Below are 24,858 nucleotides of genomic sequence, written 5' to 3'. Positions count from 1 at the left end.
GAGAATGGCTATAATGAGCGATCGCACTTCCTTGGAACAATTATTACAGGCTATTGCCCAAGGGGAAGTATCTCCCCAAGAGGGATTAGAAAAGCTACAGTATTTAAGTTTTCAACCCTTAGAAGATTTTGCCAAAATTGATCATCATCGTCAATTGCGTACGGGTTTCCCCGAGGTGATTTGGAGTCAGGGCAAAACCCCTAGCCAAATTATTCAAATTATGAACGCCATGCGATCGCACGGTAGCCCTTTAATTATGACCACTCGGTTAGAGCCAGAAGTGGCAGACATTATCTCCCTCGAAGTGCCTAATCTACGGTATTATCCCATGGCAAAAATAGGGGCGATCGGGCAGATAGAACAAAAATACCAAGGAAAAATATCCATCCTCACCGCAGGTACCGCAGACTTGCCCGTAGCCCAAGAATCTGCTATTACCGCCGAATTGTGCGGTTTTGAAGTAGAAAGACTCTGGGATGTGGGAGTAGCAGGAATCCATCGACTCCTGAGTCATCGTCATATTATCGATAACGCTGACGTGCTGATTGTGGTAGCAGGAATGGAGGGGGCATTACCTAGCGTGGTGGCTGGCATGGCAAACTGTCCTGTCATTGCCGTACCTACTAGCATCGGCTATGGCACAAGTTTTGGGGGAGTAGCCCCTTTACTAACTATGTTAAACTCCTGTGCAACGGGAATGGGAGTGGTAAATATCGACAACGGTTTCGGAGCCGCCATGTTGGCAGGGCAAATCCTACGACTAGCTAATCGATTGAGCAAATAAAAAAGGAAGGCAAACTATTGCCTTCTAATGATAGAGTCTGGGTTGACGAGAATTTAATCATCTAAAATTTTTTCTACCCTTTCTAATTGCCATAAAATTTGGTTGCCTTCACGCCTAACCCTCGAAATAATCCAATTGCGCCAAGCCCATTCTTCGCCCCTACTGGTAACGGCACTGGCATTTATATCCATTAAATCAGCTAACTCTGAGCTAGTGATCAAATATCCATTACGGGAAATTTGTTCAGCAATGTGCAAAGTGTCGATGGTATTTTTGAGTTGTTTTACTCTTTCATCACGATTTAGAGACTGCTCTTCTAAGGCGTTATTATAAGATTCGTTCATAATTTTATAATAGTAAAAATTGCTACAGTTTGCTGATTTGTTTAGATAACGTTAATGTCATGATAAAACATTCTTTTCAAATTGGAACAATTTTATTCTTTGATTTTATCTATATTCGTCCATTTATATCTTGGTTAATGTTGATCTATTATCTTTTTCTAGTTGTTTTCTAGGATTTTATTACTTAATTTAATTATGATTATTCACCCACAAAAATTTATTTATTCTTCGATAAAAAGATTACTTAGGGCTTGATGAAAAACTCAGACTAGGAAATGGTGGGAACAATGAATAATGAAACTTTTTGTGTACGAATATTTCAACTTAATCCTGTATGGACGTAAAATTTTACGTCCTCTAACATTAAAGCCAGTGACCAAATTCTTCGAGAAAAGTATCGTTAATGATAGAAGCTCGAATTTTATTGGTAAAGTTGATCATTTCGTGGATATTGTGGAGAGAAATGAGGATATAACCAAGCATTTCGTGGGCGCGTAGGAGGTGGTTAAGATATGCCCTACTAAAATTTTTACAAGTATAACAGCTACATTCTGGATCAAGAGGACCAAAATCTTCTTTGAATCGGGCGTTTTTGATATTCCAGCGCTCCCCTTGCACCAAAGCTGCACCATGTCTGCCGACTCGGGTGGGAATGACACAATCGAATAAATCGATACCAGAGGCGATCGCAATTACCATCTCTTTATAAGTACCCACACCCATTAAATAGCGGGGTTTGTGGACTGGTAAAAGGGGTGTGGTTTGACGGACAATTTCATGGATAAGCTCAGGTTTTTCCCCCACACTTACCCCCCCAATGGCATAACCAGGTAAATCTAACCCTGCCAAATCATGGGCGGCTTGGTTGCGTAAATCTTGAAAAATTCCCCCTTGCACAATACCAAAAAGAGCTTGGGTATCGGGCTTCTGGTGGGCATCCATACAGCGTTTTAACCAGCGGTAAGTCCTATCGGTGGCCGTAATTACCTCCTCCCTTGTAGCGGTGGCGGGGGGGCATTCATCAAACGCCATAATCACATCGGCACCGAGTGCATTTTGAATGTGGATGGAATGTTCGGGAGTCATGTTGATAATTTGTCCATCCTTGGGAGAGCGAAATTTAACCCCTTCTTCGCTAATTTTGCGCATTTTGGCAAGGCTAAATACCTGAAAACCACCTGAATCCGTGAGAATAGGTTGCTCCCAATTCATAAAACCATGTAACCCCCCTGCTTTACTGACAATGTCTTCCCCTGGACGGATATGAAGATGGTAAGTGTTACCCAAAATCATTTGAGCATGGGCATCTTTTAGTTGGGCGGGGGTAATACCTTTTACGGTACCCACCGTACCCACGGGCATAAATTTGGGGGTTTCAACAATGCCGTGAGGGGTGTGAAATATTCCTGCACGAGCTTTGGTATGAGAGCAAGAGGCAACGGAGGTGTATGAAAAGTTCACTATGTGTTTCGGGATGGTTAATAGAATAATTCTATTTTATTGTCAATTGTCCATGGTTTATTGTCAATTATCCCTCTGTGCTACTTTTCTTGACAGTTTCGGGTTAAAAATCATCGTCCAATTGTACGTCTAGTTTGGCTGCTAAAACTTCGTTGAGCATTGCTTCTAAACTTTCAAAACTGAAATCTTTTGCCGCACAAGAGTCTTGACTGGCGGCTACGAGGGGAATTAGGGTAAGGGTGCGATTGTCTTGGACTAGGTTAAAATGAGCTTCTTGGGGAGATATTTGATTGATTTGTAAGTAGTCAAAACTTTGAATGTTTATGTAGAGACTGCTGTTGACTACCATGGTGGCTTGAGTGGCATCGTTGAATACTTCTAGTATCCATCCTTTTCCTTGGTTTTGTACTTTGCCATCGAGGGTGTGAATATAGCGAACTTGGGTTAAGTCATTTATTAATTTTTTGATGTCTTCTTTGTTAACTAGAATGCCAGACTCAATAATACATGGTGCTGGTAGTGGACAATAGTTCTGATGATTTTTCATAATTGTTAACCCTTTTTTTTCGCTCTTACTATATTGTTTGGTAGTCAATTAATCTATGTCTTAACACATAAATAAAAACTCTGACTTAATTCTATTTTTTCTTTCTTAAGTTGACACAATTTTCTTTTTATTTAATCATTGTGTTTATGGTTATGATGAAAGGGCGATCGCCACTTATGTTTGACAGGGTTATCTGTTGTCTATGGTCGCCTTAATTTTTCTGACTTTGGCAAAAACAGATCAGTTGTCTGTTTTATTTTTATGGTTTACCAATGAGCCTAATTTTTTTCATCCACCGTCTTAAGATTTCTCTTTTTGATCTTTTCTTAGATCAGATGTTTTTATTTTTTACGGTATGCTACGACACAATCTTAACTTAAAATATCATTTTTGTTCAGGTATTTTAACGTTTTTTTTTAGTTTTCTTGAAATTATTTACCCTTAATGATAATAATTCTTAATTCTTTTCTAAGTGCGATCGCCTTTTACACCATAATCCCAATTCCTAAGGGGCTGAATTTAAATTTTCAGAAAATACCTTTATGGTTAGGCTGGATTGGTTTATTCATCGGCGTACTACTCATTGTAGTTGATTATTTCTTATCTGCCATTTCTGTTCCTCCCTTGACCAAATCTGCGTTGGTGGTGGGGGCATGGGTGTATATTACAGGAGGGTTACACCTAGACGGGGTGATGGATACGGCGGATGGTTTGGCAACCCAAAACCCGGAAAAACGTTTAGAAGTAATGGCGGATAGTGCTACGGGGGCTTATGGGGTGATGGCTGGTGTTTTTGTCCTCGGTTTGAAGATATTTGCCCTAAGTGAAATGACTTCTATGGTTTATCTGGCAATACTTTTGGCTACTTCTTGGGGGCGTTGGGCTCAATTAAGTGCGATCGCACTTTACCCTTATCTAAAAGAAAAAGGCAAAGGAAAATTTCTCAAACAATCCTTAAATATTCCCCAAGATTGGCTTCTAGGTAGTCTATTTATCATCCCCCTTATTTTGTTACAAATTTTTACATATCATCAACCATGGCAAACTATTTTATTCCTCAACTGTTTATGTTTAACCATTGCTTTGGCTGTGGGAGGATGGTTTAACTGGCAACTAAAAGGGCATACAGGAGACACCTATGGCGCCACGGTAGAATGGACAGAAGTTTTTATATTATCCAGTCTAACCATCTTTTTTGCTTAACCTTTTTAATATTTGTTAAAGATGACTTATTGATTAGGTAAACCGTAATGATATATCGTTTTTTCCTTAAAGATTTTAGTATCTTAAATTTTTAGTAATTTTTTTTATAATCCCCCATTACTCACAGGAAAAGAGAATTAGGGGGATTAAAATATTAACGATAGTCAGGGCTTTGAATATCCCTTAAACGGGCTTCAGGGCGCAAAAATCTGTCCAATTGTTGCTCGTAAAATTGACGATTTTTTAATAAATTCTCTGGGTTTTCATCATCCAAAGGATGACAGGTTGCCGTGCGTAGGGCTTGAATTACCGCAGAAGTTACATTGTACATCGAGCGCTGGAATGTTACCCCCAATTGAATCAACATATCTTCCTCTCCTCGGCAATGTTGACGGTAATAATCCACCAGATAAGGGGGCAAGAAATGCAACATATCATCCATCAAGAGAGTGGGAGGAATACCAGCACCACCTACAGGAAAAACATCTGCGTATAAAATACCATAGTGAAACTCTTTTTGGTTTTGTGGCACTTGACGGGCTTGGGCATTGTAGGATTTAGTACCACGGAAGGGGGAGGTGCGATAAAATACTGATTCCACATAGGGTAAGGCGGCATCATTTAACCAGTTAAAGCCTTTACTTTTGGGGATAATTTCGTAACATTTACCGCCAATATAGGCATGATGATAAATGGGGCGACTTGCCACGGCAAAAATACCATTAACTAAAAAGTCCATGGCTTCTTTTACCGTCGTCATTTTTCCTTCATCATATAAATCAGACATTTCCAAAAATACTGGACACATTACCTCCCAAAATAATCCTAAATTGGAATAATAAGATAGTTGTTTTACCTGTTCCAAAAACATGTCAGGAAATAGTTTATATACACCTAACATAACGGGGTTAGATTTAAAGTAAGCCTTAATAGCTATATCTGCATTATTGCGATATTCTTCGGTGTCTAAATAAGCATCAAAACCTCCCATATTCATATCTTTTCCATGCCAAAACATGGCTCTCATACAGGCTTCTGCAAATTCCATATTAATGCGATCGTGCAATAAATGATGAAATAATTTTGGCATTTTAGTAGTCTTACCTTTACTCATAAAATCGAGTAACTCTGGGTGAGCTGATGCCTTTCCTCGCCATACTTGTAAATCAGCTTTTTCCCCTGCATAATGATTGGGCATATCTAAATATTCTTTAGATATAAAGTATTTAAAAAAGGGAAAAGGATTAAGAAAAACTTTCTCGGCAATATACAATAAATCCCGCCAATAAAAGTCCATGGGAATGGCGTAGGCTTTATAAATACCAATAATTTGTTTTAGGTTTTCTGGGGTATCGGGTAACATGGATTGCCCTGCTTCTAAGCGATGGACAATTTCCGCAAAGGGATGATTGGATGGTGGTAGTTTAGTTTGGTTGATGGTATTCATGGTTATTTTTTCGGTTATTTTTGTAATGTTTTAGTTAGGGTAGACAATGGGGAATAGGCAATGGGCAATGGGCAAGGGGCAAGAGGTAGGAGGCAAGGGGCTTAAGCCCCTTGTTATATGAAATCCGAGTAATCAGTTATTGGGGGACTTTTTACAAAGTTTAATTGAGAAATGCTAAACAAGTCAGAACATAGAATTATCAGGGATTTTAAGATATTAAAAGTATTGAAAATGTCTAACAAAGTAATTATCCATTCTCAATTATCAATTACTCTAATTCAGCATAGTTAGCCATGTGGGATTGATGCCAAAAAAAACGATTAAAACGGTTAAAACGAGGGCGGGGATTCTTTCACTAACTTGCACTTTGGCGAGGTAGCCTGTGGTGTTATCCATACGTCCAAAAAAGACTTGATTAAGGAGAATAACAAAGTAAACGGCGGTTAAACCAGTGGCAATGAGACAGATAAGGGTATAGATGGGGAAGACACTAAAACTACCTTGAAAGGTAAGAAATTCGCCCACAAATCCTACCATGCCGGGGATTCCTGCACTTGCCATGACAGCGGTAATCATCAAACCTCCCACAAAAGGTAAACCTCGGTAGGGATTCATTAAGCCATGGAGTTGGTTAATGTCACGGGTGTTGGTTTTGTCTTCGAGGATTCCTGCTAGGTGGAAAAGGAGGGCGACGATTAAACCATGGGCAAACATTTGAGTAATTGCCCCTACGATGGATAAGTCGGTAGCGGCAGCGATAGCTAAAACAACAAAGTTGATATGGGCGATGGAGGCATAGGCTATCATCCTCTTGATGTCGGTTTGGGAGATGGCGATGAGGGAGGCATAAATGGCACTAATGACGGCGAGGATGGCAAGGTAGGGGGTAATATTTACCCATGTTTCGGGGAATAATCCTAAGCCAAAACGGATTAAGCCATAGGTGCCTAGTTTGGAGACGATACCCCCTAGTAACATGGATACGGGGGTTGATGATTCGGTGTAAGCATCGGGCAGCCATGTATGGAGGGGAATAATAGGGATTTTGATGGCGAAGCCGATAACAATGGTAATGAGGATAATGATTTGTTTGGCGAGGGGCAGAAGATTAGTTTGGATGTTGTTGTAGTCGAAACTGTTGATGTCGCTAAGGAATACAAGGGCAAGGAAGCCTGTTAATACAAAAATACCTGAAAAGGCGGTGTAAAGTAGATATTTTGTTGCTGCGTAGCTTCCTTTTTTGTTTCCCCAGATGGATATTAATAAATAAATGGGTACTAATTTGACTTCATAAAAGATGAAGAATAGGAGTAGGTTTTGGGCGATTAATGCACCGTTGACGCAGGAGGTGAGGAGTAGAATGAGGATATAATATAGGGTGGGTTTGGTGAGGGTTTTTGTACCTGATTCACTGCTATAGATGGCAAGGGTGATTAGAAGGCAGTTTAAGATTACTAGAGGTAATGATAAACCATCGATCGCACTTACGTAATTTAAGCCGACAAAGGGCAACCATTCATATAGGGTTTGATATTGTAATTGGTTACTAGCATAATCGAAATTATAACCAATATAAAGGCTGGTTATTAAGGTAATAATGGCGGAAATTAAAGCTATATTTTGGCTCTGTTTTCCTTTGAATATATTTGCTGAGATTCCAAGGGCGATCGCCCCTATTATGGGAATTATTACTAATAAGTTTAACATGGATTTTATTAATGGATAATTTCAAATTGATAATGGATAATGAAAGATTTTGATCCCCCCTAGCCCCCCTTAATAAGGGGGGAACTTAATTTAAAATTGTCACTAATAACTAGAAAAGTTGTGATATTTATAAATCAATTCTGGGGGGTTAGGGGGTCTTAAACTGATAAACCAAAGATAAGGGCGACAAATACCAATCCTAAAAGGATAGAAAATATATATAACTGAGATTGTCCAGACGTACTGTATTTTAAAGTTTGTCCCCCGAAAAGGGTGGTAATACCCACTAAGTTAACAACCCCATCCACAATGTATTTATCACACCAACTAGCCACTTTTGCGGTGGAATTTACCAGAGCAATAATGGTTACTTTATAGATGTCTTGAATATACAAATCATTAGCAAATAATTTTTGGATTGATTGGGGTACTAAATTAATAATAGAATCAGATGATTTTCTGGTGTAAATAACAGCGGAAGAAATAATACCAATGATAGTAAAAATAGCTAAAGTAATCCCTGTATTGAGATTCAATGTAATTAAGTTAAATTGATCAAAAATCAAGGGTAAATGTAAGGCATACCCCATTAAAATCATCATAGGAATTATCATCGGCCATAAAACTTCTGGGCTACGCATGGACATTTGTTTTGCTTCTTCCAGAAAAACAAGACAAAAAACCCTCATCAAGCTAAAAGCCGTCAAACCATTTACCAGCGCAATTATCACCATCAGGGGAAAACTTACTTCCACCGCCAAACGACTTAGTATCCAAAATCCCCCAAAAGGTGGCATGGAGGTTAACGCTACCATTCCCACTAATAAACCAATACCACAAAAAGGACGACGGGACCACAAACCGCCCAACTGAGTAACATCTTGGGTGATACTATTGAGGATAATCGCCCCCATACTGGTATATAATAGCGCCATGGCGATCGCATATACCACAATCAACAGTAAAGCAGTTTGAGGATGGTCTGTACCTACCGCAATAAACACCAAGCCCATATAAGCACTTACAGTATAGGACAGGATTCTTTTTAGGTCAACCTGTGCGATCGCAATTAAACTCGCCAATACCGCCGTCACACTACCAATTACTAATACAGTCTCCGAAGCAATGGGAGATAACTCCAACACAGGCTGTAACTGAATCAATACATAAGCCCCCGTCGCCACTACGATAGAATTACGCAAAATAGAAGCAGGTAAAGGCCCTTCCATCGCCTCATCAAGCCACAACTGTAAAGGGATTTGGGCGCATTTTGCCAAAGGTCCGGCGATCAAACCAAAACATAGTACAGTTATGATAGTAGGGTTAATATCTGCCGTCTTTGCCCAGATGCCTAAATCAGTGTAATTCCATGTTTTCGAGAGAGGATACAAAGCAATTACGCTCATTAATAGTAAAATATCCCCTACCCTTTTTGTCCAAAAAGCATCCCTTGCCCCAGAAACTACCAGAGGTTGGGCAAACCAAAAACCCACTAACAAATAAGTACCGAGGGTGAGAATTTCCAGATATACATAACTGAAAAACAGAGAATTACATAAAGCTAAACCACCCATTCCCGCCTCAAAAAATCCCATCAAAGCGAAAAATCTCGCCCAACTCCAATCCATCTCCAAATATCCCACCGCATACAATTGCGATAATACATTCAACCCCGTAATTAACACCAAAGCCCCCACACTGACAGCAGACACCCGTATATCAAAAGAGATAGTTAAGTCTGCCGCCTGTAACCACACAAAACGAATATCTTGGGGCGGAATATCCCATATTTGATACAAAGCGATGACACTGTGAAGAAATGCCAAAGAAGTCATTAACAAATTCACATAACCGGCAGGGCGCGAACCTGTTTGACGAATAATACCAGGTGACCACAATAAAGCTACAATTCCCCCTATAAGGGTATAGCAAGGAATAAACCAAATAGTATCCTTGAAAAAGTCCATGATGTTAGTAGTTATAAATTTTGAAAATAATATTTAACAATTTTTAGTCTATAAATTAAAAACTCTTATCATGCAATAGGTGTCATTTTATTTACTTTTTTTGCCATTTAAAAAATAAAAAATAAACGCTATACATTACTTTAATAAAGAAAGCTATTAACCATGAGTGTGGGCTAAATTAAATTGTTTTTCAGCAGTATAATTAATGCTTTCAGCAATAAGATAATCTAAAAAAGTTTTAGCTACTACTGATAGTTTTTTGCCTGATAAATAGGTGACATACCAACTTTCTTGAATGGGAAAATTTTTCACATCCAAAATACATAATTCTTCATAACAACTAGAAGTTAAAGTATGCTTAGAAAGCACTGAAAGCCCTAAACCGCCCATAATAGCTTGTTTAATAGCCTCATTACTGCCTAATTCTAGGCGTACTTGAATATTCAATTTGTTATCATCAAATATTTTTTGAATTACCTTTCTAGTATTAGAACCAATCTCCCTTAAAATAAAAGGAAAAGGTTGTAATTCCTCTAAAGAAATATTTTTTTGATTGCTTAAAATATGATTTTTTGGAGCCACCACCACCAGAGGATTATCTAAGAAAGCATATCTTTCCAAATCAATATCTTCAGGGGGTTTACTGAGGATATATAAATCATCTTTATTGTCCAACATTCTTTGATGGATTTGTTGATGATTGGTAACTTGTAAAGATATATCTACATGAGGATAAAGTTGGCAAAAAGAGCCTAATAAACGAGGAACAAAATATTTTCCTGTGGTAACGACTGTTAAACATAGTTTTCCTTCCTTTACACCCTTTAAATCAGCCACTGTCATCTCAAAATTATCAAGTCTTGCAAAAATCTCATGGCAAGTATTTAATAATTCTTCCCCAGCATTTGTCAAATAAAGTTGTTTTCCTATTTGCTCAAATAATGGTAATCCTACCGTTTGAGTTAACTGTTTTATCTGACTTGATACCGTTGGTTGTTTAATAGACAATTCCTCGGCTGCCTTGGTGAAACTTTGCAAACGGGCAACGGTTTCAAAGACTTCTAATTGGTGCAAGGTTGCATGAATCAAAATAATCCTCCAAACCTTTAATAATATAAGTCAATGATAATGGTTACGATAGATTTTTGTCAATGGTAGTGTATTTCAAATAGATTTTTGTTTATGATGCTACTGATTAAGAAAATTGATATGTAAAATGTGATGAAAACTTGTAGTGATGGGGGTGAGTAATTATTTTGACTTAATGGCTTAAGAATCTGAGTGATTAATTTTATCTAAAATATCTTTGATTAAAATTTCTTTGACAAAAATTTGAGAAATAATGGTGAGGGGTAAGGCTAAAAATAAACCCAATATACCTAACAAACTGCCAAAAAAAACCTCTCCAATAATGACATTTGCAGGAGATAATATAACTCTATGTTTTCTTACTTTAGGTAAAATTGTATATTCAATTATTTGATAGATGATAATATAAAATATTAGGATAAACCATGGTTTCCATGATGATGTTATAAATGCGATCGCCATGGGAGAAATTACACTAATGCTAGGGCCAACATAGGGAATTAAAACCAAAAAACCAGCCAAAAAACCTTGAACCCAAACAAGGGGAATACCAAAAATAAATAGCACAAAAGAACTTAAAATAATAGCACTAAAAATTCTAATTAAAGTATCCGTTAACCACTCCTGTAAATCATTCTCGCAATAGATCAAAATTTTATCCATACGATGACGATAAAATTGAGGAAATAAACGAATAAAACCATTACGATAAGGAAGAGGCTCTACCAAGATCATTAAAGTTAAAGCTAACAATAACAAACTACTTAATAAAATCCCTAAAAATCCTGAAACAAAATTAAACCCTCTACTTATTAACTCATTTAAAATGGGTTGTAATTGAGATAAAAGCTGGTCTAAATTAGGTAAAGCATTAACAACATCTAAAGAAAGACTATCTCTTAAATTATTTAACTCTAATATTAACTTATCAATTCCCTTTGGAACTAACTTAGATAACTCCTCAAATTGAGTAATTAAAGAAGGGACAACCAAACTACCAAATAAAAAAATAGTTCCTAATAAACAAAAAATAGATAAAGGGACAGCATATTTTCTTTTTAAGCCAAAACGTCCCATTTGAATTATCAAAATATTAAGACTAATTGCCAAAACTATTGCGGTTAATGCCAACAAGAGTAATTGTTTAACCTGCCAAATAATATAAATTAAAATAATAACAAGGGAAAAACTTACCCATTTTGCAAAATTCATGGCTATTAACCTTTATTTATAGTTCGATAAACTAAAAGCAAAAATACGACGATAGTAGGGACAAAAACTATGGGTAAAGCGAACTGTGTTTGACTAAGTAAATCGAAATTACTGAGAACATATTTAATAATAAATGAGATTATCCCAGAAATTACAAATACCTTCAGAATGAAAAAAAAGGAGTTATTAAAAGTCATTGTTAGGGTGAATAAAATTAAACATCGTCAAACACAATATCATCAAATCAGATGAAAAATTAGCTTAATTTTTTCTTAATAAATCCTACTAACTGATTAATTTGTTTTTTCAACTTATCGACTTCCGCTTCTAAATGGGCAACTCGTGCATTTAATTGGGCTGTATCTGCATCATCCCCAGAATCCGTTGCAGTGGAAGACTTTTGAGGTGCTGACTGTTGCAATACTTGAGCCAATTTTTTAGATCTTTCCATGGAATCCCGAATACCTTGTACCAACTGTTTTTGGTCGAAAGGTTTTTCTAAAAAGGCAAAATATTCAAAAGGTTCAGGAATTTTGTCAGTTACTTCGTCCTTTCTTCCAGACATTAACAAAAGAGGAATTGCTCTGAAATGAGGGTTTTTTTGAATTTCTTGATACACATCCCAACCACTCATTTTAGGTAAGAAAAAATCTAACATAATTATTTGAGGCTTCGTGGTTTTTAACAATTCCATACCCTGTAAACCATCCTTTGCCTCAACCACATCAAACTTTCCTGGAGGTAACATATCCTTTACAGTACGTCTAATTACCATACTGTCATCAATGACTAAAATTGTACGATTTGCCACAATAACTGAACTCCTTTTTTTGATAGCTATGTTCAAACTTTATTAAGTTTATCAAAAACCAGAGCGACAAAACACAATTAAATCCTTGAGCATTTAACTTTTACCGTGGTTGTCCTTGCTATATAATAGCCACTGACTAACAATCAACCTATTCAATATACATAAAATAATATAGTAATGACTACTCGTGTAATCATAGTTCGTCATGGGCAAAGTAGCTACAATGCACAAAGGATGATTCAGGGGCGCTGTGATGAATCAGTCATCACAGAAAAAGGACGTAAACAAGCTGAATTACTAGGACAAACTCTTAGTAAAGTTAATTTTGCCGGTTTTTATAGTAGCCCCCTCCAAAGAGCAACCGAAACCGCTAATATTATTAGGGAAGCCAATGAACATAATCCCAGTTTGACTGTATTAGAAAAATTAAAAGAGATTAATCTACCCCTTTGGGAAAAATGGAAAAAGGAAGATGTTAAACAACAATTTCCCGAAGAATATAAAACTTGGAAAGAAAAACCCCATGAGTTGAAAATGGAGGTTGATGGGAAGGAGTTTTATCCTGTATTGAATTTATATGCTCAAGCCCAAGAATTTTGGCGAGTGATTATTCCCAAGCATCAAGGAGAAACTATTTTTATTGCGGCACATAATGGCATTAACCGTTGTTTATTAATGAGTGCCTTGGGTATTCCTGCTAGTCATTATCACAGTATTCAGCAGTCTAATTGTTGTATTAATGTTCTTAATTTTACAGGTAATTTTGGAGATCCTGTTCAATTAGAATCTTTAAATCAAACTGCCCATTTGGGTACTCCTATTCCTGATTTTCGTCCCCAAGAAGGTGCGGTTTTACGTTTGTTGTTGGTACGTCATGGGGAAACGGAATGGAATAGAATGTCTCGTTTCCAAGGGGTTAAGGATATTCCTCTTAATGAGAATGGTAAAAAACAAGCCCAAAAAGCTGGGGAGTTTCTCAAGGATGTATCCATTGATTTTGGGGTGACTAGCCCTCTTTCTCGCCCCAAGGAAACTGCGGAAATTATTTTACAACACCACCCTGATGTTAATTTAAGTACTAAAAAAGATCTTGAGGAAATTTCCCATGGTTTATGGGAAGGAAAACTAGAAGCCGAAATTGAGGCGGATTATCCTGGCTTATTACAAGAGTGGAAGGATAAGCCTGAAACGGTGCAGATGCCTGAAGGAGAAAATTTACAACAGGTATGGGATAGGGCTATTGAGGCTTGGCAAGAAGTTGTTAGGGAAAATTTAGATGCTAGTCAGAGTAAGACAGGAATTGTCGTTGCCCATGATGCTATTAATAAGGTGATTATTTGTTATCTTTTGGGTTTACAGGCGAGTAATTTCTGGAATATTAAGCAGGGTAATGGCGCTGTGACGGTGGTGGATTATCCTCAAGGGGTTGATGGTATGCCTGTTTTACAGGCTGTTAATTTAACTAACCATTTGGGGGGTGTTTTTGATCAAACGGCGGCAGGGGCGCTGTAATTAATTGATAATTGATAATGGATAATTGACAATTAATCGATAATTGGTAAGTTGGGTGGAGGTAACAAAGCCCAATTTATATGAGTTTTGAAGTGTAGAAATTTTATAGAAAAAATATATAGATAATGACGACTGATAATTTTTTGTGGTTACATCGGGGGGTTAGTGATGTTTTTCCTAATCAACCTGATTCTGATTCTATGGATGATAATTTAGAACAATTATGTTTAAAATCTAGTAATCCTTTGCGGGTAAAATTAGGGATTGATCCCACAGGAACGGATCTACACTTAGGACATAGTATCCCTTTTCGTAAGTTAAGGGCTTTTCAAGATCAAGGACATACCGCCGTTGTAATTATAGGGGATTTTACCGCTCAAATTGGAGATCCTACGGGAAAAGATAAGGTAAGAAAGCAGTTAACTCCTCAGCAGGTGAAGGAAAATGCGGAAACTTACCTCAATCAATTACGCCCTATCCTTGATTTTGATACTTCCGGGCGTTTGGAGATTCGTTACAATTCGGAGTGGCTTTCTGGCCTTGATTTGGGCAAAATTCAAGAGCTTTTGGCTACTATGACGGTACAGCAGATGTTGGCAAAAGAGGGTTTTAATAATCGTTATACCCAAGAAACTCCTATCTATCTCCATGAGTTTTTATATCCTTTGATGCAGGGTTATGATTCTGTGGCGGTGGATGCGGATGTGGAATTGGGGGGTACTGATCAAAAGTTTAACATTGCAGTGGGTCGCGATTTGCAAAAATATTTTGGTAAAAAACCTCAGTTTGGGGTACTTTTACCGATTTTAATTGGTACGGATGGGGAGCAAAAGATGTCTAAATCTTTAAATAATTATGTGGGTTTAAAGGAGGATGCTTTATCGATGTATTCTAAGTTGGAAAAAACCCCTGATTCTTTGTTACAAAATTATTTTGAGTTGTTGACAGATTTATCTTTGAGTGATATTCCAGAAAATCCACGGGAGGCACAAAAAATGTTGGCGGTGGAAATTGTGGCTCAATATCACGGCAGGGAGTCGGCTTTAGCGGCTCAAAAAACGGCAGTGGACTTGGTAAAACAGCAAAATATGGCGAACGCCGAAGCAGTGCCTGAGTTTTCCCTTAGTTCGGTAGAATTCCCTGCTAAGTTGTTTTATATCCTTAATGCTGCTGGGTTGGTAAGTAGTAGCGGTGATGGTAGAAGACAGATTCAGGGGGGTAGTGTACGCCTAGAGGGCGATCGCATTTCTGACCCTAATTTAACAGTAGAAAATAGCCAAGATTTGGAAAACAAAATTTTACAAGTAGGTAAGAAAAAGTTTATTCGTTTAGTTAAATAAAAAACATAGGGACACAATATTCTAAGTCCCTATAAAACAAGAATTATTATTATTTTTTGCTTTAAGTAAAATAAATATTTTCTATCAAAAAACTTAAATTATCGTTAATCTTAACGATAGATTGGCGAAGAATTCTAGTTAATGAAAAAAAAGTAAAATTTTCGCTACATGGTAAACAGGGCATTATTATAGAAGCGAAGACTAATATATATATGGAATATGGTTATTAAAAAAATATTATCCTGCTTGATCATTTTTTTCCTCAGTATCATGCTCAGCAGTTGTAACGATACTATTGATAGCGTCCAAGCATTTAACACCAACAATGCTCCCATTCCCAAAGTTGATAATATAGCCGAGGTTGCCCCCCCAAAATTAATTCAAGAATTAAACAAAACTTTCCTCTCAAAACAACCCCAAGTTAGTATCATTAGCCCTAGTAATGACCAAATTCTTTCCACCACTACCGCTGAGGTAAAACTAGAAATAAACGGGTTAGATATTTTTAAAAATGAAGAATTGCAGATGGGGCCCCATTTACACTTTTTCCTTGATGATCAACCCTATCAAGCCGTATATAATATCGATGAGCCTCTAATTTTGTCTGATTTAGCCCCCGGCACCCATACCATTAGGGTTTTTGCTTCTCGCCCATGGCATGAAAGTTTTAAAAATTCAGAGGCCTATGCCCAAACTACCTTCCATGTTTTTACCCCCACAGAAGACAATAACCCCTCTGGTAGTCAACCCCTCTTAACCTACAGTCGTCCCCAAGGAAACTATGGTGCAGAGCCTATTATGCTTGACTTTTATCTTACCAACGCCCCTTTACACCTAGTAGCCCAAGAAAGTCAGGATGATGGTATTCAAGATTGGCGTATTCGGGTAACTGTCAATGGGGAAACTTTTTTATTAGATACATGGCAACCTATTTATTTAACTGGTTTTAATAAGGGGGAAAACTGGGTAAAATTAGAGTTTATTGATGACCGTGGTGATGTGATTAAAAACTCTTTTAATAGCACTGTAAGAGTAATTAATTATGATACTAAAATTAAGGATACTTTATCTAAATTAATGACCGATAAAATTAGTTTAAATAAGGCAAAAGTTATTACTATTCCTTCTTATGTTCCATCTCCTGAATCTATAGTAGAAGAGGATGAAATTGTTGAACAAAACATTGCAAAAGATGAACCTATTTCGGAGAAAGTAAAAGGTAAAGAGGATGAAGCTAATTCTATAATTGAACAGGGACAGGTTGAAGATGAAAAAGTAGAAGAGAAACATACAGTTTCAAAGGAAGATAATGCTATTTCTGAGGAGGAAACATTAGGGGAAGAAAATACAGAAGTAGAGGATTTTGTTGATGAAATAATTGATAATGTTTTAAGTGAAGAGAATGAAGTTAATCCAGAAAAAGAAAATAAATCTTTAGAGGAAATTATTACCGAAGAAATTATTGATGTGCCACCCGTTGACGATCAGGAAATGGAGGTAGTTTCTAATGGTGATGAGACACTCGAGTAGCATCTATAATTAAATCGATTTGGGCAAGGAATAATAAGGAACATAAGCCCCTTGCCCTTCTTTATAAAAGTCTGAGTGAAATAAAATCTATAATTAATTTCACCAACCTATTTACCATTAATTGATAAAATTAATTGTGGTGCGTTAATAATAATTTTACTTAAAGTGCTTAACTATTTTAAATTTTACCTTTCCTATTTATCAGAATTTTAGCTAATAATATTTTGACTTTTTATTGATTTTAAAATTAAACAGTCAAGATTATTATTCTAGTTTGAAAGATGAATAATATATGAAATAATATTTTTAATAGTTAATTATCCATTTTTAATGTTATTCAAATTAATAGTTAAATAGTTATGGCAGGGCATAGTAAGTGGGCAAATATCAAAAGACAAAAGGCAAGGGTAGATGCAAAAAAGGGTAAGACTTTTACCCAACTTTCTCGGGCGATTATTGTGGCAGCCCGTAACGGCATTGCTGATATTGATGGTAATTTTCAGCTACGCACGGCGGTAGAAAAAGCCAAGGCAGCAGGGATACCTAATGATAACATTGAAAGGGCGATCGCCAAGGGTGCTGGTACTTATAATGATGGCGAAGCCAACCTAGAGGAAATCCGCTACGAAGGGTATGGCATTGGGGGCGTTGCGGTACTAATTGAAGCCCTAACCGATAATCGTAATCGCACCGCAGCGGATGTGAGAGAAGCCTTTAGTAAAAACGGGGGCAACTTAGGGGAAACGGGTTGTGTGAGTTGGATGTTTGACCATAAAGGGGTGGTACTATTGGAAGGAGAAATTGACGAGGATAAACTATTAGAAGTATCCCTCGAAGCTGATGCCCAAAGTTATGAAATCATTGACGAGGAAGATTATCAAGGGGCAGAAATTTTTACTGAAGTAGCTAATTTAGAAAATCTTAATCAACAATTAAGGGATAATTTTTTAGTCAAAGAAGCAGAATTACGTTGGATACCTAATAATTTTGTAGAGATAAATGATCCCGAACAAACGAAATATTTATTAAGATTAATGGATGCTTTAGAATCCCTAGATGATATCCAAAATGTGACCGCTAATTTTGAATTAATTGATGATGAATAATTATCGAAAATTTTGCTTAGAATAAGGGATATTTTGCTTCAAAAAAATACCTCACTAAGATGATTAAAAAATTTTCTTTTATCTGTATTGCTTTATTATTTAGTAGCTTTAGTAGTAACGTAAAAGCAGAGTCTGTCAAACCCAATATCAATCAAACCGATGTATTCGCTCAAAATCCCAAAAAAAATCTTGCCCCCATACCCCTAGATAGTACAAAAGCAGATAATTTTATCGATATAAGAGGCATGGGAGACTCTGGCATGGCATTAACCTATCGTCAACCCCCTTCCCCCGACAGTAACTTAGGGGATGGACTACCAGCCAATTTTGGAGTAAGATTAGATGGTCTTGATGCCACAGGGAAATCTTACCGAGGAGATTTATCTTTTCTCAATTGGGAAAGTGTGGTAGGCATTCGCTGTAATACTTTTAGGGGTACTCCTAACCAAAATTCTTTTACCTTCGTATCCCATCCAGAAAACCTTGCCCAAGCCTATGAGAAAGGCTTTAATTTAATTGGTTTAGCTAATAATCATAGTTGGGATTGCCCAAGGGGAGAAAACGGTTTGGATGGGGCATTAATGACGGCTTCTCAGATGGCAAATTTAACTCAAAACCTCGAGGCTAATTGGTTATGGCATGGGGTGGGCAAACCCCAAGAGAAAAATGTGGCGGTGGTGCAAACCATGGAGATAAAAGGGCGTAGTGTGAGGGTTGCTTTTGCTAGTTTATACTTGGGGGGAGCTTGTAATAATATTACCTGTATTAGTGATCGAGACGCTATATTGCGATCGCTCCGAGATGCCCATGCAGACATCAGAATTTTATCCCTTCACAGTTGGAATAATCAAACCCAACAACAATTAGTTAACCTAGGAAGCAGCTTTATCCGTGAGTATAACGGAGATATAGTCTTTGGTCATGGCCCCCATGTATGGCGCCCCGTCACCATCGTAAACAAACCATCAGAAAAACAGGGAATCATGTTTCAAAGTTTAGGAAACTTCATTCACCCCAACCTTCGGGCAAGGGGACAAGATATGATAGGGAGAGTTTTGATAGATGCTGATACTTTTGAAATCAGACAAGTGCAGGGAATACCGTTACGGGTAAATAGTGCATCTGCCACCTTTGAAGGCTCACCAAATCCCTCTACTATACCTACCAGTAACTTTACTTGGCAACCTATTAATAGCCCTGAATGGCAAGAAGATGTCAGCCCTCACATTAGGGGAGTATATGTCAATTTACCTTATTAAAGATATAACATAGATAAAGGCAACTCCTCTGCCTTCGGAATCTCCCCTAAAAAGGGGAGAAAGAGAAAATTTAAACCAAATATTCCACCACGAAAAAATAGAATTATTATAAATCTAATAAAGCATCTTCTTGATGGGTTATCACGGTGCAATTAGAAGTAGCATAGGCTTTACAAGTAAGGAAAAATCCTGCCTCAATTTCTTTTTGCTTTAAAAAGTCATAATCATGATCAACTGTACCTTCTGTTAACTTTCCAGTACAACTTACACACACCCCAGCCCGACAGGAATAGGGCAAATTAAAACCTTGTCTTTCCGCCGCATCCAAAATATACTCGTCTGGCATTACATCAATGACGGTATCAATTCCTAATTGTTCGTTAACTAAATGAACTTTATAACTGTTGGACATTTTTATAAAAAATTGAACTAGATAAATATTAAAAACAACTCAAAAAAAACTCTTTTGACCACTGAATAAACAAAAAAAATATCATAAATAATATTTGTTATTGATCTATGCTCATAATGTATATGAGATAAAATGACTGATTTTTTGCTTAAAGGAGTTTATTTCACACTAACCCTTATTGTAGTCAATAAAGAGAAAGAAAAAGTTAATCCTTCCTAAACAGGTTCTAAGAGTCTGATTTTTTATCAGATAAATTTGAGCTTATTCATATAGTAAATCTTTAAGGATAATCAATAATCTATTATGCTGAAATTATTAAATAATCTTTACATTCACACTCATCATGGCAAATCAACAGCAAACGGATATTGTAATTATCGGTAGTGGTTTAGGGGGTTTATGTTGTGGGGCAATGTTAGCAAAGTATGGTTATAACGTCATTGTTTGTGAAAGTCATAACTTGCCGGGGGGCGCTGCCCATGGTTTTGAGTATAAGGGTTTTAAGTTTGATTCTGGGCCTTCTTTATATTCGGGATTGTCTTATTCCCCTTCGACTAATCCACTACGTCAGGTTTTCGACATCATTGGGGAAGATGTGGAGTGGAAAAATTATAACAATTGGGGCTGTTGGTTGCCCGAGGGTTATTTTGATGTGGCAGTGGGCGCTGATGATTTTTATAAATTGTTGCTGAATCTACGGGGGGAGGATGCAGGTAGGCAATGGCGTAGGTTACAGGAGGTAATGAAGCCTTTGGGCAAAGCATCTACGGCAATTCCGCCTGGGGCTTTTCGTTATGATTTGGGAGCTATTTTTACCCTCGCACCCTATGCGGTATCCATGCTTCCCTATGTGTTTTCGGCGGGGAAATTAACGGGCAGTTTTGGCAAAATTATGGATGAGGTGGTAACGGATAAGTTTATTCGTAACTGGTTAGATTTACTTTCTTTTATGTTGTCGGGTTTACCTGCCCATGGCACTTCGGCGGCGGAAATGGCTTTTATGTTTGCGGAGTGGTATCGCCCTGATGTGGTGTTGGATTATCCTGTGGGAGGTAGCGAGGCGATGGTTAATGCTTTGGTAAGGGGTATGGAAAAGCATGGGGGGCAGTTATGGTTATCTAGCCATGTGCAGGAGATTATGGTGGAAAATAATCGGGCTGTGGGGGTTGTGTTGCGTAACGGAAAAACTATTAGGGCAAGGAAGGCTGTGATTTCTAATGCTTCGATTTGGGATACTATCCCTTTAATCGGCGAGGGGGTATTGCCAAAGGATTTTGTGCAGGGGGTTGAAAAAACACCAATGAATGATAGTTTTATGCACTTACATCTGGGCATTGATGGGGCTGGTTTACCTGAGGATTTGCCTTGTCATCATATGATTGTTAATGATTGGCATCGGGGAGTTACTGCGGAGCAAAATGTGGTGGCGGTGTCGATTCCTTCTTTACTTGATGCTAGTTTGGCCCCTGAAGGTAAGCATTCTATTCATGTTTATACCCCTGCTACTGAGCCTTATTCCTTGTGGGCTGGGTTGAGTCGTAATAGTGATGAGTATAATGAGTTGAAAAAAGTGCGATCGCACGTTATGTGGTCAGCTTTAGAAAGATTTATCCCCGATATTAGGGAAAGATGCGAAGTAACTTTGATAGGCACACCCCTAACCCACCAACGATATTTAAGGCGTTATCGAGGCACCTATGGGGCGGCATGGAATGCCGATGAGGGTTTATTCCCCGGCTCTACTACTCCCATAAATAATTTATACTGTTGTGGTGACTCCACCTTCCCCGGCATAGGTGTACCTGCGGTGGCCGCCAGTGGCATGATTACTGCTAATACCCTCGCTTCTGTGTGGCAACATTTACAAGTGTTAAACAATTGATAGTGGATAATTGATAATGAAATTTTATTTAATCACTGTGTAATTATTGATTTTGGGTAGTCTGCCATTAAAAAGATAATATCTTGTCAATTTTTACATCGTGTAATGAATTATTTAAACTTTGAGTAATCCGTTATCAAAAATATAATATTTTGCAGATTTTCCCACCTAATATTAAATATTGAAGTATATAAAAAAGCTCAGTACAGGACAAAAAAATAAAAAGAGGGGTTGCAATATTAGAAGGTAGGAGGTTTGATAGAAATTAACAAAAAATCAAACAAATCCTCCTATGAATCAGGTTAACTTACTTCGTGATAGTTTGAAAAAACATTTACCATGGCACGGTGCAAGACTAAATTTTCTAGCATTATTTTTGATGGCATTGATTCGTGTGCGAACCGTTGATTTAACAAGTCTTTCCTTAGCTTTTCGTACCTGTGCTAAACCAGAATCGAGCTATAAGAGACTTCAACGATTTTTTGCTAATTTTAACCTTGATTTGAGTCTAATTGCTAAAACCATAGTTTCCTTGATGAATATACCTCAACCATGGGTTTTAAGTATTGACCGAACACAATGGTGTTTTGGCTCTACTTGTTTTAATATTTTTGTTTTGGGTATTGTTCATAAGGGTGTTGCTTTTCCCATCACTTGGACAATGTTAGAAAAGAAAGGTAATTCTAACAGTTGTGAAAGAATGGATTTATTGGATCAATTCTGGGAGATTTTTCCCACAGCTCAAGTATCCTATATTTGTGGTGATAGAGAGTTTATCGGTAAGGAATGGTTGACTTATCTAATGATTGAACCTCAAATTCCTTTTCGTTTGAGGATTAAAGCAGATCATAAGATTGGTGATGGGCAAAAAAGTCTGGCCTCATCAATTCTTTTTGCTCATCTTCGAATGGGGGAATCTCAAACTCTTTCAGGTAAACGTTGGGTTTGGGGAAGACAAGTTTATGTGTCTGCTTTACGTTTAGAAGATGGGGAGTTACTAATTGTAATTAGCAATGACTCTGGGAAGAGTGCAATTGCTGATTACGCTCATCGATGGGGCATTGAAACACTATTCGGGATGTTTAAAACCAGAGGATTTCATTTAGAATCTACTCATTTTAATCAGCCAGAAAGACTAAGTAAATTGTTCACATTAATGAGTTTAGCTCTGTGTTGGGCAATTTTAATAGGAGAATGGTTACATGAACAGATACCATTAAAAATCAAAAAACATGGTCGGCGAGTAAAAAGTATTTTTCGTTATGGACTCGACCATCTAAGAATGATCTTTCTTGACATCGATCTAAAACAGAATGAATTTATAAGATGTTTAAATTTTTTGTCCTGTACTTAGATAAAAAAGTTATTATCAATTATCAATGGTTCTATCTAAAAGTTTATCTAAATTGGGAGCATAACTAGGGAGGGAAAAAGTGTTAGGGTTGACGGCTTGAGAGTAGGTAAAATGACGATAATTTAGACAAAAATAATCCCAGTCTGCCATCTGAATGCGAAATACTTTGATAAAAATATTTGCTAACCAAATGGGCAATGGTATCTGAAAATAAACTTTTTTATTAATCTTTTTACAAATAGTTTTTATGGCCTGACTGGCGGTTAAAGGTTCGTTACCTAAAACCAATTTATTGTTATAAATAGGATCTAATTTATCGCCATTTTCTACTAAATAACTAATAACCATGGCGATGTCTTGCCCATGGATAAAGTGAAAACTACCATCGGCATTAAACCAACGAATTAACCCCATCCATTTAAGAATATCTTTTAAGCCCCCTGATAAATGAGAATAGGGTTTATCATCAGCGCCCCCAAACACAAGGGTAGGATATACGGTTATAATGCGATCGCACAGTGCCAAATCTGCTAATTTTACAAAACACTGGTATTTAGTGCGAATATAGTCCGTACCAATTTCCCCCGCTTCGGTTAATAATTGATTATTACGATCTAAAATACTGGCAGTGGAGAAGTAAATGATTCGCTGACAATGTTCGGCACTAAGGACATTTATCAGGTTAATATTAGCTTCTACGTTTACTGCATAAGATTCTTTTTCACCACCCCAACAAGTAGCGGTGAGGATGGCAACGTTAATAGTGCTAAGAATATCTTGATAATCAAGGATGTTTTCGAGGTTTCCTTTTAAAATATTGATGCCGGGACGATAGTTATAGTCAAATTGTAGTTTGTCGGGATTTCTGACTAAAAAATAAAGTTCGTGATTTGTTTCTTTGATCAAAGATTCCGCCATATAATGACCAATACAACCACTAGCCCCAGTAACGAATATGCGCATTATGATAGGTTTTTTACTTGTTTCTCGATAACTCTTGTTTATTGTACCGATATAGGGTTAATTTTGTGGCAAAAAATTGAGAAGGGCATCACGCATCACATCCACAGGGGCTTTTTTTTCTGTCCAAATTTCAAAGCCGACGGCGCCCTGTTGCACTAACATTTCCGTACCATTGATAATGGTTGCCCCTTGTTTTTGGGCTTGTTGCAATAAAAGGGTAGGACGGGGGGTATAGATCAAATCATAGACGATCGCCCCTAGTTTTAATAAAGAAATTTGTTCATTATTTAGAGGAGATTTATCGGTATGGGGAGACATCCCAAGGGGAGTGGTATTAACGATTAAATCACTCTGGGGCAAAATTTCGGTCAATTCATCCCATGGGTGAATGGTTATCTTTGCTTGTAAAAGTTCATAATCCCAACTGCTTTGAAATTCCTTCAGTTTATCTAAATTACGCCCTACAACTTTAATTTCCTTACAACCCAACTGGGCGCAACCAACAATTACCGCTCTCGAAGCGCCACCATTGCCCAAGACGATGGGGGTAATATCTGCCCAACTGCGGTTTAAAGTTTTCAGGGGGGCGATAAAGCCATCAATATCCGTATTTGTGCCATGCCATCCATCAGGGGTTTGCCAGACGGTATTCACCGCGCCGATTAGTTTGGCGGTGTCGGTAATATGACTTAAAAAAGGTATAACGGCTTGTTTGTGGGGAATTGTCACGTTAAATCCTTTTATATCCACTGCCCGAAATCCATCAAGGGCTGTTTTTATATCACTTTTCATGACGGGGAAAGGCACATAAATATAGTCGAGGTTTAAAAGGGCGATCGCCCGATTCTGTATAATCGGTGATAGGGAATGCTCGATGGGATTGCCGATAATACCAAGAATTTTTGTTTTACCTGTAATTTTCATAGTT

Annotated in this window: 21 protein-coding genes; 9 read left to right on the top strand and 12 right to left on the bottom strand. The window is 37.4% G+C overall.

Annotation, left to right across the window (positions count from 1 at the left end):
- The first annotated feature begins 13 nt into the window (after nucleotides 1–13).
- Entirely contained in the window at nucleotides 14–784 is a 771-nt protein-coding gene (gene larB, locus AA637_RS05855; RefSeq protein WP_446684540.1) for a nickel pincer cofactor biosynthesis protein LarB, read from the top strand.
- A gap of 53 nt (nucleotides 785–837) precedes the next feature.
- On the opposite strand, the gene AA637_RS05850 is transcribed toward larB, so the two are convergent.
- The 3 genes from AA637_RS05850 to AA637_RS05840 all read right to left on the bottom strand — a co-directional run bounded on the left by AA637_RS05850 (nucleotide 838) and on the right by AA637_RS05840 (nucleotide 3,136).
- On the bottom strand, nucleotides 838–1,128 hold the full coding sequence (locus tag AA637_RS05850; protein ID WP_069791350.1) for a hypothetical protein: 291 nt from the start codon (nucleotides 1,126–1,128) through the stop codon (nucleotides 838–840).
- Nucleotides 1,129–1,491: 363 nt separating this feature from the next.
- Nucleotides 1,492–2,589: a tRNA guanosine(34) transglycosylase Tgt gene (tgt, locus tag AA637_RS05845; RefSeq protein WP_069791351.1), complete on the bottom strand. Its 1,098-nt coding sequence runs from the start codon at nucleotides 2,587–2,589 to the stop codon at nucleotides 1,492–1,494.
- Between the two features lie 103 nt (nucleotides 2,590–2,692).
- Nucleotides 2,693–3,136, bottom strand: a complete 444-nt coding sequence (locus tag AA637_RS05840; protein WP_446684276.1) for a hypothetical protein — start codon at nucleotides 3,134–3,136, stop codon at nucleotides 2,693–2,695.
- 444 nt (nucleotides 3,137–3,580) lie between these two features.
- On the opposite strand from AA637_RS05840, the gene cobS reads away from it, so the two are divergent.
- The gene (gene cobS / locus AA637_RS05835; protein WP_446684275.1) at nucleotides 3,581–4,339 is read left to right on the top strand and encodes an adenosylcobinamide-GDP ribazoletransferase; all 759 of its coding nucleotides are present in this window, start codon (nucleotides 3,581–3,583) and stop codon (nucleotides 4,337–4,339) included.
- Between the two features lie 154 nt (nucleotides 4,340–4,493).
- On the opposite strand, the gene AA637_RS05830 is transcribed toward cobS, so the two are convergent.
- The 6 genes from AA637_RS05830 to AA637_RS05805 form a co-directional block, all read right to left on the bottom strand.
- The gene (locus AA637_RS05830) at nucleotides 4,494–5,786 is read right to left on the bottom strand and encodes a CO2 hydration protein (protein WP_446684274.1); all 1,293 of its coding nucleotides are present in this window, start codon (nucleotides 5,784–5,786) and stop codon (nucleotides 4,494–4,496) included.
- Between the two features lie 273 nt (nucleotides 5,787–6,059).
- Nucleotides 6,060–7,493: an NADH-quinone oxidoreductase subunit M gene (locus AA637_RS05825; protein WP_446684273.1), complete on the bottom strand. Its 1,434-nt coding sequence runs from the start codon at nucleotides 7,491–7,493 to the stop codon at nucleotides 6,060–6,062.
- Between the two features lie 158 nt (nucleotides 7,494–7,651).
- On the bottom strand, nucleotides 7,652–9,463 hold the full coding sequence (locus AA637_RS05820; protein WP_446684539.1) for an NAD(P)H-quinone oxidoreductase subunit F: 1,812 nt from the start codon (nucleotides 9,461–9,463) through the stop codon (nucleotides 7,652–7,654).
- Between the two features lie 153 nt (nucleotides 9,464–9,616).
- Nucleotides 9,617–10,549, bottom strand: a complete 933-nt coding sequence (locus tag AA637_RS05815) for a LysR family transcriptional regulator (RefSeq protein ID WP_446684272.1) — start codon at nucleotides 10,547–10,549, stop codon at nucleotides 9,617–9,619.
- A gap of 180 nt (nucleotides 10,550–10,729) precedes the next feature.
- A complete protein-coding gene (locus tag AA637_RS05810; RefSeq protein ID WP_446684271.1) occupies nucleotides 10,730–11,761 on the bottom strand; it encodes an AI-2E family transporter in 1,032 nt (343 codons plus the stop codon).
- 256 nt (nucleotides 11,762–12,017) lie between these two features.
- Complete coding sequence (locus AA637_RS05805; protein WP_446684270.1) at nucleotides 12,018–12,572, bottom strand: response regulator; 555 nt, start codon at nucleotides 12,570–12,572, stop codon at nucleotides 12,018–12,020.
- Nucleotides 12,573–12,749: 177 nt separating this feature from the next.
- On the opposite strand from AA637_RS05805, the gene AA637_RS05800 reads away from it, so the two are divergent.
- The 5 genes from AA637_RS05800 (at nucleotide 12,750) to AA637_RS05780 (ending at nucleotide 19,319) form a co-directional block, all read left to right on the top strand.
- The gene (locus AA637_RS05800) at nucleotides 12,750–14,084 is read left to right on the top strand and encodes a histidine phosphatase family protein (protein ID WP_446684269.1); all 1,335 of its coding nucleotides are present in this window, start codon (nucleotides 12,750–12,752) and stop codon (nucleotides 14,082–14,084) included.
- Between the two features lie 125 nt (nucleotides 14,085–14,209).
- Entirely contained in the window at nucleotides 14,210–15,424 is a 1,215-nt protein-coding gene (tyrS, locus tag AA637_RS05795) for a tyrosine--tRNA ligase (RefSeq protein ID WP_446684268.1), read from the top strand.
- Nucleotides 15,425–15,643: 219 nt separating this feature from the next.
- Entirely contained in the window at nucleotides 15,644–16,954 is a 1,311-nt protein-coding gene (locus tag AA637_RS05790) for a hypothetical protein (protein ID WP_446684267.1), read from the top strand.
- Between the two features lie 359 nt (nucleotides 16,955–17,313).
- Complete coding sequence (locus AA637_RS05785; RefSeq protein WP_446684266.1) at nucleotides 17,314–18,060, top strand: YebC/PmpR family DNA-binding transcriptional regulator; 747 nt, start codon at nucleotides 17,314–17,316, stop codon at nucleotides 18,058–18,060.
- 59 nt (nucleotides 18,061–18,119) lie between these two features.
- Nucleotides 18,120–19,319, top strand: coding sequence for a CapA family protein (locus AA637_RS05780; protein ID WP_446684265.1), 1,200 nt, complete (start codon nucleotides 18,120–18,122; stop codon nucleotides 19,317–19,319).
- A 106-nt stretch (nucleotides 19,320–19,425) separates the two neighbouring features.
- Here AA637_RS05780 and AA637_RS05775 read toward each other — a convergent pair whose 3' ends face one another.
- Nucleotides 19,426–19,731 (bottom strand): 2Fe-2S iron-sulfur cluster-binding protein, encoded by a 306-nt coding sequence (locus AA637_RS05775; protein ID WP_446684264.1) that lies wholly within the window; start codon nucleotides 19,729–19,731, stop codon nucleotides 19,426–19,428.
- Nucleotides 19,732–20,074: 343 nt separating this feature from the next.
- Between AA637_RS05775 and AA637_RS05770 the strand changes: the two genes are divergently transcribed.
- Both AA637_RS05770 and AA637_RS05765 read left to right on the top strand, forming a co-directional pair.
- Nucleotides 20,075–21,613, top strand: a complete 1,539-nt coding sequence (locus AA637_RS05770) for a phytoene desaturase family protein (RefSeq protein ID WP_446684263.1) — start codon at nucleotides 20,075–20,077, stop codon at nucleotides 21,611–21,613.
- Between the two features lie 292 nt (nucleotides 21,614–21,905).
- Nucleotides 21,906–22,967, top strand: coding sequence for an IS4 family transposase (locus AA637_RS05765; RefSeq protein WP_418936000.1), 1,062 nt, complete (start codon nucleotides 21,906–21,908; stop codon nucleotides 22,965–22,967).
- 15 nt (nucleotides 22,968–22,982) lie between these two features.
- On the opposite strand, the gene AA637_RS05760 is transcribed toward AA637_RS05765, so the two are convergent.
- Nucleotides 22,983–23,930 (bottom strand): NAD-dependent epimerase/dehydratase family protein, encoded by a 948-nt coding sequence (locus tag AA637_RS05760; protein ID WP_446684262.1) that lies wholly within the window; start codon nucleotides 23,928–23,930, stop codon nucleotides 22,983–22,985.
- Between the two features lie 57 nt (nucleotides 23,931–23,987).
- Nucleotides 23,988–24,854, bottom strand: a complete 867-nt coding sequence (locus AA637_RS05755) for a shikimate dehydrogenase (RefSeq protein ID WP_446684261.1) — start codon at nucleotides 24,852–24,854, stop codon at nucleotides 23,988–23,990.
- Nucleotides 24,855–24,858 lie beyond the last annotated feature (4 nt).

Source organism: Cyanobacterium sp. HL-69 (genome assembly GCA_002813895.1).
Taxonomy (GTDB): Bacteria; Cyanobacteriota; Cyanobacteriia; order Cyanobacteriales; family Cyanobacteriaceae; genus Cyanobacterium.
The sequence above is the reverse complement of the archived record's forward strand: the minus strand, read 5'-3'. Positions and strand labels throughout refer to the sequence as shown.